This is a genomic window from Kytococcus sp. HMSC28H12 (assembly GCF_001816045.1).
In the GTDB taxonomy this organism is placed as follows: domain Bacteria; phylum Actinomycetota; class Actinomycetes; order Actinomycetales; family Dermatophilaceae; genus Kytococcus; species Kytococcus schroeteri.
The window spans coordinates 1-5,656 of the sequence record NZ_KV824278.1 but is presented as its reverse complement, the minus strand read 5'-3'; the positions used below and the strand labels follow the sequence as shown (position 1 = coordinate 5,656).

Below are 5,656 nucleotides of genomic sequence, written 5' to 3'. Positions count from 1 at the left end.
CGCGGGCCAGGCGCTCGGCACCCGAGGCGGTGCGGTCGCGCGCCCCCTCGGCGGCCAGCTCGTCCTCGTCCAGCACACCGTTCTTGGCCAGGCCGGTCACCAGCGCCCAGCGCATGTCGGTGTCCACGGTCAGGCCCGGCAGCTCGGTGGTGCCGTCCCCCAGCGCGCGCAGGCGGGCCACGCCGGCCTCCCCGCGCACGGCGGCGGCCCATGCGGTGGCCAGCTGCAGTTGCAGGTCCGAGCCCGGGGCGGCCTGCTCCACCAGGCGGCCCAGCTCGTCGGCCAGGCGCTGGGCGGTGGCCTCGCGGTGCTGCGGCGCCACGTAGCGGCCGGCGGCGGCCTCCAGCTGCGAGAGCAGGATGCGCACCAGCGTGGAGTCGGTCTCCCCGGGCAGGGCGCGCAGCCCCAGCTCGATGAAGTCGCGCGCCGACATCTGCGCGTCGCGGGTCATGTCCCACGCGGCCCCCAGCACCACGGCGCGGGGCAGCGAGTCGGTGAAGGCCGCCACGTGCTCGGTGGCCGTCGCCAGGCTGTGGGCGTCCAGGCGCACCTTGCAGTAGCCCAGGTCGTCGTCGTTGAGCAGCAGCAGGTCAGGGCGGGCGCGGCCCACCAGCTGCGGCAGCTCGGTGCGCTCGCCGGTGACGTCCAGCTCCCAGCGGTCAGTGCGCTGCAGGGAGCCGTCCACCAGGTCGTAGGCGCCCACGGCGATGCGGTGCGGGCGCAGGGTGGGCAGCTCGGCGGTGGCCTTCTGCTCGATGGCCGCGGCGGTCACGGTGCCGGCGTCGTCCACCTCGAGGACGGGGGAGAGGGTGTTGACCCCCGCCGTCTCCAGCCAGGCGGCCACCCACGGGCCGAGGTCGCGGCCGGAGGTCGCCTCGAGGTGGCGGGTGAGGTCGGCCAGGGTGGTGTTGCCCCACTTGTGCTCGGCGAAGTAGGCGCGCAGCCCGTCGCGGAAGGCGTCCTCGCCCACGTAGGCCACCAGCTGCTTGAGCACACTGGCGCCCTTGGCGTAGGTGATGCCGTCGAAGTTCACCTCCACGTCCGCGAGGTCGCGGATCTCGGCCACGATCGGGTGCGTGGAGGAGAGCTGGTCCTGGTGGTACGCCCAGGTCTTCTCGCTGATGGCGAAGGTGGTCCACGCGGTGTCCCACTGCGTGGCCTCGGTCTGGCAGGTGGTGGACGCCCACTCGGCGAAGGACTCGTTGAGCCACAGGTCGTTCCACCACTTCATGGTCACCAGGTTGCCGAACCACATGTGGGCCAGCTCGTGGAGGATGGTGAGGGCCCGGCGCTCCACGAGGGTGTCGGGCACGGCGGAGCGGAAGACGTAGATCTCGGCGAAGGTCACGCAGCCCGCGTTCTCCATCGCCCCCATGTTGTACTCCGGCGTGAAGACCTGGTCGTACGTGCGGAAGGGGTACGGCTGGTCGAAGTACTCCTCGAAGAACGCGAAGCCGGCCTTGGTGATGGCGAAGACGTTGTCGGCGTCCAGGTGCTGCTCGAGGCTCCTGCGGGCCAGCACGCCCAGCGGCACGGTGCCGTTGCGGGTCTCCACCGAGTCCTCGAAGCGCACGTACGGCCCGGCCACCACGGCGGTGATGTAGCAGGAGATCGGGGGAGTGGGCTCGAAGGTGAAGGTGGCGCGCTCCACCGGGTTCTCGCCGTCGAGGGTGCCTGTGCCGGCGGGCACGCCCTGCGGGGTGGCCTCGTTGCTCAGCACCTGCCAGTGCGCCGGGGCGGTGATGGTGAACCGGAAGGTGGCCTTGAGGTCCGGCTGCTCGAACACCGGGAACATGCGGCGGCAGTCGGCCACCTCGAACTGGGTGTACAGGTACACCTCGCCGTCGGCCGGGTCCACGAAGCGGTGCAGGCCCTCGCCGGTGTTCATGTAGCGGCCCACGCCCTCCACCAGCAGCTCGTGCTCGCCCTCGGTGAGGCCGGGCACCGGCAGGCGGGCGCCGTCGAAACGGGAGGTGTCTAGCGCGGCGCCGTCGAGCGTCGCGCGGGTGACTCGGTCGCCGATGAAGTCGATGAAGGTGTCGCCGGCCCCCAGCGCCGTGAACCGCACCACCGAGCGCGTGGCGAAGGTGGACGGACCGGTCGTGACGTCCGTGGTCACCTCGTAGCTGTGCGTCGCGATGAGCTGCGAGCGCTCCATTGCCTCGTCGCGGGTGAGGTTCTTGCCGGGCACGGGGTACTCCAGGGGGTGGGGGCCGGTGGACAGCGGCAGTGTGCCACGCAGATGGTGCAGATCACGAGGCCGCGGCGGGGCCCGTGGGTGGGCGGTGGTGTCGTCGGCGGGGCGGGTGACGGTGGCAGACTCGGAGGCATGACCGACGCATCGCAGACGACGCAGCGCACGCAGGTCGAGATGTTCTTCGACCCCACCTGCCCCTGGGCCTGGATGACCAGCCGCTGGCTCATGGAGGTGGCCGAGGCCCGTGACCTCGAGGTCACCTGGTCCCTCATGTCGCTGGCCGTGCTCAACGACGGGCGCGACCTCCCCGCGGAGTACGCCGAGAGCATGCAGCTCGCGTGGGGTCCGGCCCGTGTGGTGTCGGCCGCCGTGGCCGCCCACGGCCAGGAGGTGGCCAAGCCCCTCTACGACGCCCTCGGCACCCGCCTGCACCCGGGTGGCCGCAAGCCCGGCGACCGGACCGAGGCCGAGGCCCTCATCGCCGAGGCGCTGGCCGAGGTGGGCCTGCCCGCCGAGCTGGCCCAGGTGGCCTACCCCGGTGGCGTGGGCAACAACCCCGAGGACGAGGTGACCGCGGACCTGCGGACGCGCCAGCAGCGTGCCGTCGACCTCGTGGGCGACGACGTGGGCACTCCGGTGATCCGGATCGGCGACACCGCCTTTTTCGGCCCGGTGGTCACCCCGGCCCCCACCGGCGAGGCCGCGCTCCAACTGTGGGACGGCGTGGTGCAGGCCGCCTCGGTGCCCGGCTTCTTCGAGCTCAAGCGCTCCCGCGACGTCGGCCCCCAGTTCGGTTGAGCGACGCCGCGCCGAGCACCCGACGCACGTACCTCTGACAGGAGACCCATGAAGATCCACCTCGGTGGCGACCACGCCGCCTACGACCTGCAGCGCCACCTCGTGCAGTGGCTCACCGACGCCGGCCACGAGGTCGTGGACCACGGCCCGGCCGAGTACGACGCCGTGGACGACTACCCGGTGTTCGTCCTGCCCGCCGCGCGGGCCGTGGCCGAGGACCCGGCCTCGCTCGGCATCGTGCTGGGCGGCTCGGGCAACGGGGAGCAGATCGCGGCCAACAAGGTGGCCGGCGTGCGCGCGGCGCTGGCCTGGAGCCCGGAGCTGGCCGTCCTGGCCCGCCAGCACAACGACGCCCGCATCCTGAGCCTGGGGGCGCGCTTCCTGGACACCGCCACCGCCGAGGCGATCGTGGAGGCCTTCGTCACCACGGAGTTCACCGGCGAGGAGCGTCACGCCCGTCGGGTGGCGATGGTGGAGGCCTACGAGAAGGACGGCACCCTGCCGGCCTGACCAGGACGACCGGCCGTAGCGCACGACGAGGCCCCCACCACCTGGTGGGGGCCTCGTCGTCTCCCCGGCACGGCCGGGGGAGGGGCTCAGGCCTGCTGCTCGTCGCCGCTCAGGCCGTCCAGGTGCTCGCCCACCTTGTCGCCACCGGAGGCGATCTGGTCACCGAACTTGTTGCCGGTCGCGTCGTCGACGCGGTCACCGGCGGCGTCGATGGCGCCATCCACCTTCTCGCGCTGCGCGTCGTAGCCCTTGCCTGCCAGGTCCTTGGCGTTGTCCATGATGCCCATGGTGTTCTCCGTTCGTCGGGTGACTGCGGTGCGCGACCCGGGTGGGTCGCCCGCACCCACCCTGTCAGCCCGGCGTGAGGGGCGCAAGGAAAAGGGGGACGACGAGAGCCCCGCGGGGGTGTCCGCGGGGCTCTCGTACGACGTGGAGCGGGCGACGGGAATCGAACCCGCACAACCAGTTTGGAAGACTGGGGCTCTACCATTGAGCTACGCCCGCACGCGTGGTGACCTGCTTGCCGCCGCGTGCAGCCGCGTGGCGGTCTGCTGCCGGTGGCATGCACCGCAGGCCGATGCACCGGGATACCCTACCCTGTCGGCGCCGCGGTCGTGCGCCGAGCACGGGGTATGGCGCAGCTTGGTAGCGCGTCCGCTTTGGGAGCGGAAGGCCGCCGGTTCGAATCCGGCTACCCCGACCGTCTAGCATTGATCCCCATTGCGATCGCGTGGCGACACGGCGTGGTCGCTGGACGACGGGGCCGCAGCCGGCCCCATCCCCCTGAACCAACGGAGACGAGTGACGTGAAGAGTGCTGTCGAGAACCTGGACCCGACCCGCGTGAAGGTGGCGGTGGAGGTTCCCCACGAGGAGCTCAAGCCCGCCCTCGACGAGGCGTACAAGACCATCGCCGGCCAGGTCCAGATCCCCGGCTTCCGCAAGGGCAAGGTCCCGGCTCGCATCATCGACCAGCGCTTCGGCCGTGGCGCCGTGGTGCAGGAGGCCGTCAACGCTCAGCTCCCCGAGCTGTACGCCCGCGCCATCACCGAGAACGACCTGCAGCCCATCGGCGAGCCGCAGCTCGAGCTCACCGACGTGCCCGTGGCCGACGGCGACCCGCTGAAGTTCACCGTCGAGGTCGACGTGCGTCCCGCCATCGAGCTGCCGGACACCGCCGGCATGAGGGTGGAGGTCGCCGCGGCCGAGGTGTCCGAGGAGGACGTGCAGAAGCGCATGGACGACCTGCGCGAGCGCTTCGGCACCCTCAAGGGGGTGGACCGCGCCGTGGCCACCGACGACCACGTCTCCATGGACCTGCGTGCCGAGATCGACGGCGACGAGATCGACTCCGTGGAGGGCGTCTCCTACCAGGTCGGTCAGGGCACCATGATCGACGGCCTCGACGAGGCCCTCGTGGGCATGTCCGCCGGCGAGTCCAAGACCTTCACCGCCCCGCTGGCCGGCGGCGACCGTCAGGGCGAGGACTCCCAGGTGACCGTCACCGTGCAGTCGGTCAAGGAGCGCGAGCTGCCCGAGGTCGACGACGAGTTCGCCCAGCTGGCGTCCCCGTTCGACACCGTCGAGGAGCTGAAGGCCGACCTGTGCAAGCAGGCAGAGCGCAACGCCACCTTCCAGCAGGGCATCGAGGCCCGCGACAAGATCCTCGAGCAGCTCCTGGGCCAGCTCGAGATCCCGGTGCCGGCCGCCATCGTGGAGGCTGAGGTGAACTCCCACCTCGAGGGTGAGGGTCGTCAGGACGACGCCGACCACCGCGCCGAGGTCACCAAGTCCACCGAGGACGCCCTGCGTGCGCAGTTCCTCATGGACGCCCTGGTGGAGCGCGACGAGGTGGAGGTCGAGCAGAACGAGCTGCTCGAGTACCTCATGATGTCCGCGCAGTCCTCCGGCATGGACCCCAACCAGTTCATCGGCATGCTCGACCAGCAAGGTCAGATCGGCGCCGTCGTCGAGGAGGTGCGCCGCCGCAAGGCCCTGGCCGCCGTCCTGGAGACCGCCGAGATCGTGGACACCAACGGCAAGTCCGTGGACCTGGGTGCGCTCGAGGACGACGCCGAGGGCGAGGGTGACGAGGCGACCGAGGGTGAGGGTGACGAGGCGACCGAGGGTGAGGAGGCCGCCGAGAAGCCGG

5 protein-coding genes and 2 tRNA genes are annotated in these 5,656 nt (G+C 71.5%); 4 read left to right on the top strand and 3 right to left on the bottom strand.

Going from position 1 to position 5,656, the window contains the following annotated elements:
• A partial coding sequence (gene pepN / locus HMPREF3099_RS01245) for an aminopeptidase N (RefSeq protein WP_070703393.1) occupies positions 1–2,191 on the bottom strand: 2,191 nt, incomplete at its 3' end.
• Positions 2,192–2,329: 138 nt separating this feature from the next.
• On the opposite strand from pepN, the gene HMPREF3099_RS01240 reads away from it, so the two are divergent.
• Together HMPREF3099_RS01240 and HMPREF3099_RS01235 are read left to right on the top strand one after the other, a co-directional pair.
• A complete protein-coding gene (locus HMPREF3099_RS01240) occupies positions 2,330–2,995 on the top strand; it encodes a DsbA family protein (protein WP_070703392.1) in 666 nt (221 codons plus the stop codon).
• Positions 2,996–3,043: 48 nt separating this feature from the next.
• Positions 3,044–3,505 carry a ribose-5-phosphate isomerase gene (locus HMPREF3099_RS01235; protein WP_070703391.1) on the top strand — a complete coding sequence of 154 codons (462 nt, stop codon included), beginning with the start codon at positions 3,044–3,046 and terminating at the stop codon, positions 3,503–3,505.
• A gap of 86 nt (positions 3,506–3,591) precedes the next feature.
• On the opposite strand, the gene HMPREF3099_RS01230 is transcribed toward HMPREF3099_RS01235, so the two are convergent.
• Together HMPREF3099_RS01230 and HMPREF3099_RS01225 are read right to left on the bottom strand one after the other, a co-directional pair.
• Entirely contained in the window at positions 3,592–3,783 is a 192-nt protein-coding gene (locus HMPREF3099_RS01230; RefSeq protein ID WP_237769689.1) for an antitoxin, read from the bottom strand.
• Positions 3,784–3,935: 152 nt separating this feature from the next.
• Positions 3,936–4,009 (bottom strand) — tRNA-Gly (locus tag HMPREF3099_RS01225).
• A gap of 122 nt (positions 4,010–4,131) precedes the next feature.
• Between HMPREF3099_RS01225 and HMPREF3099_RS01220 the strand changes: the two genes are divergently transcribed.
• Positions 4,132–4,205 (top strand) — tRNA-Pro (locus tag HMPREF3099_RS01220).
• A gap of 106 nt (positions 4,206–4,311) precedes the next feature.
• Positions 4,312–5,656 (top strand): trigger factor (tig, locus tag HMPREF3099_RS01215; protein WP_070703389.1); only part of this gene is annotated, 1,345 nt, incomplete at its 3' end.